This window comes from Lactovum miscens (assembly GCF_014202895.1).
Classification (GTDB): Bacteria; Bacillota; Bacilli; order Lactobacillales; family Streptococcaceae; genus Lactovum; species Lactovum miscens.
Window position 1 is genome coordinate 1 of the sequence record NZ_JACHHV010000057.1, and the last position, 2,777, is coordinate 2,777.

Below are 2,777 nucleotides of genomic sequence, written 5' to 3' on the forward strand. Positions count from 1 at the left end.
CCTTTTCTACTTTTTGTTCTTTCAAACTCAAGTATAAGAGATTCAGGTGTTTTTTTCTTGCTTCAGGTGGCTAAACTAATTTTACAATTTGCCTTAAAATATTAATTAATAATTTTGAAATCGTGGAAATCTTCAAAGTTATCAGGCTCCACATCCAAGTAATTTACGCGAATCCAATGGTTTCCTTCGCGAATTCGCTTTTGAAAATTAAACAATGTCTGGTCGTCACTTTGAGCTTGAATGCTGACTGTGCCATCCGGATTATTCCAGACACGACCATACACACCTAAGTTCTTGGCAATCATCAAGGTATTGTAGCGAAAACCTACGCCTTGCACTTTTCCAGTGATGACAATTTTTACCTTCGACATAGTTAGACCTCCTTGATGTTCTTGGAAAATCGTAGATGAACTATCTTCATTACTTTTTGTTGTTTTTTCTAAATGACCATCTAGGATCAATTTTAAATGGGAGTTTTTCTTGAAAAATCTTAAAAACTGATATAATGTTCCCATGGATTATATTATAACATCAAAAGATAACACTCGTATCAAGGAATTACGTAAATTATTGAAAAAAAAATATCGTGATAAATCTGGTACTTTTTTGATTGAAGGTTTTCATTTGTTAGAGGAAGCTGTCAAATCAGGTGCTGAAATTCGTCAGGTCTTCGTTGAAGAAGGAAAAGAGAATCGGGTTCGGAATCTTTCTAATTGGTTTAGCGTAAGGTCAGAGGTTCTTAAATCTTTATCGGAGACAGAAAGCCCACAAGGAGTGGTGGCAGAGGTTGTTAAAGGTCAGTCTAAGGTCAAATTAGGTGGTAAGATCTTAATTCTTGAAAATGTTCAGGATCCTGGAAATGTTGGGACACTGATACGTACAGCTGATGCGGCTGGCTTTGATGGCGTGGTTTGCTTTGGCAAAACGGCTGATATCTATAGCCCTAAGGTCCTTAGGGCAACCCAAGGAAGTAATTTCCATATTCCGGTTGAAATTGATAAGGAAGCTGACTTTAGTAAATTTACGAACCTCCTCGTTTCCACTCTTTCAAAAGATTCTATTGATTATCGAGAGGTTCATCTTGAAGAATTTGCATTAGTGGTTGGAAATGAAGGGCAAGGGGTATCAGATGCTGCTGTGTCTGCAGCAAGTCAATTGATTCATATTCCAATACCCGGTCATGCGGAGTCACTCAATGTAGCGGTTGCTGCTGGAATTTTAATGTTTAGTCTTTAAATTTTTCAAAATAAAAGTTGAATTAAGATTAACACTTTAGGGGAATACTTGGTCTTTGACAGGGGCGAGGCATTCTGCTACAATAGAGAAGTTGAAATGCAGCCATCAGCTAGAAAGCTCGTCAACATTTTATCCGTTTTTAAGTAACTAAGCTGTAAGCGAAGATAAAATGAACGAATTCGAAGCTGGTACTAAGCCTTTCTTCAGATTATAAGAAAGGACATATAAATATGTCACGTTATACAGGTCCATCATGGAAACAAAGCCGTCGTTACGGTATCTCACTTACTGGTTCAGGTAAAGAACTTGCTCGTCGTAACTACGTACCAGGTCAACACGGTCCAAACAACCGTTCAAAACTTTCAGAATACGGCTTGCAACTTGCTGAAAAGCAAAAACTTCGTTTTATGTACGGAGTGTCTGAACGTCAATTCCGTAATGCTTACGTAAAAGCAACTAAAGTTAAGGGCGGAACAGTTGGTTTCAACTTCATGCTTGCTCTTGAAAGCCGTCTTGATAACGTTGTTTACCGTCTTGGTTTAGCAACAACTCGTCGTCAAGCACGTCAATTCGTTAATCACGGCCACATCTTGGTTGATGGCAAACGTCTTGATATCCCATCAGCTGTTATTGCACCAGGTCAAGTGATCTCAGTTCGTGAACGTTCATTGAAGGTTCCAGCAATCGTTGAAGCAGTAGAAGCTATACGTGGGCGTGCTGCATTTGTTGAATTTGATTCAGAAAAGCTTGAAGGAAAACTTGTACGTCTTCCAGAACGCGATGAAATCGATCCAGAAATCAATGAAGCTCTTGTCGTTGAATACTACAACAAACAATTGTAATATTAGAATATTTTTAAAAGGCAAGCCCGAAGGGCTTGCCTTTTCTCTTTTCGATTATTTTATTCAATGAATTTATTACCATTTTTATTACGTGGTCAAATTAGACCCTGAGAAAATGGATTCAATTAAAATAAAATCTTAGAGTTGTTAGGCTGAATCTAGCAAAGGTAAATTTTTGAAAATACGATGTGACTAAATGATAATGGTATGTATACTAAAGTATTGCGTGATCATATGATTAAGGGAGGTTTCCAAATAGCCTACTTAAATAGGTCCCAAAATGAAAAACTGGTTTTGTGATAAACCTTGTTATAAAGAGCCTTCTTTGGATTTTTTATCCATCCCATTCCCTTTTTGCCATATCCAGGGATGAGAGTCTTTTTTATTTGCCTTTTGTATTTCCCTGTTGTCCGAGCCTTGAAACTCTTTTTAATACTAGGAGTTCTCAGTCCTATTTTCATGCTTAGTTTTCCTTTCCTACTAAAAAATCAAATTATCAAATAAATTATAGTTGGTTGTATTTATAGTTATGTACCTCTATGCGAGTTATGTAGTTAAAGGAGTTAATGCAGTTGATACATTTAAAAAATTATCATCTTAAAAAAAAGGCAAATTGCAAATTTAATTTAGCCACCCCGATACATCTGAAATGGTGTCTGATACTTGAACATTTTTCTTGGATAACAATTCATCCAAGTC

4 protein-coding genes are annotated in these 2,777 nt (G+C 36.7%); 2 read left to right on the forward strand and 2 right to left on the reverse strand.

All coding sequences use genetic code 11. The features are described 5' to 3' along the window. Positions 1-101 precede the first annotated feature (101 nt). Positions 102-371: an acylphosphatase gene (locus HNQ37_RS08365; protein ID WP_183541307.1), complete on the reverse strand. Its 270-nt coding sequence runs from the start codon at positions 369-371 to the stop codon at positions 102-104. Positions 372-513: 142 nt separating this feature from the next. Between HNQ37_RS08365 and HNQ37_RS08370 the strand changes: the two genes are divergently transcribed. Further along, positions 514-1,236, forward strand: coding sequence for a TrmH family RNA methyltransferase (locus HNQ37_RS08370; protein ID WP_183541287.1), 723 nt, complete (start codon positions 514-516; stop codon positions 1,234-1,236). A gap of 230 nt (positions 1,237-1,466) precedes the next feature. Next, positions 1,467-2,078, forward strand: a complete 612-nt coding sequence (gene rpsD, locus HNQ37_RS08375; protein ID WP_183541301.1) for a 30S ribosomal protein S4 — start codon at positions 1,467-1,469, stop codon at positions 2,076-2,078. Between the two features lie 260 nt (positions 2,079-2,338). On the opposite strand, the gene HNQ37_RS08380 is transcribed toward rpsD, so the two are convergent. Continuing rightward, positions 2,339-2,539, reverse strand: coding sequence for a hypothetical protein (locus HNQ37_RS08380; protein ID WP_183541304.1), 201 nt, complete (start codon positions 2,537-2,539; stop codon positions 2,339-2,341). Positions 2,540-2,777: the final 238 nt, after the last annotated feature.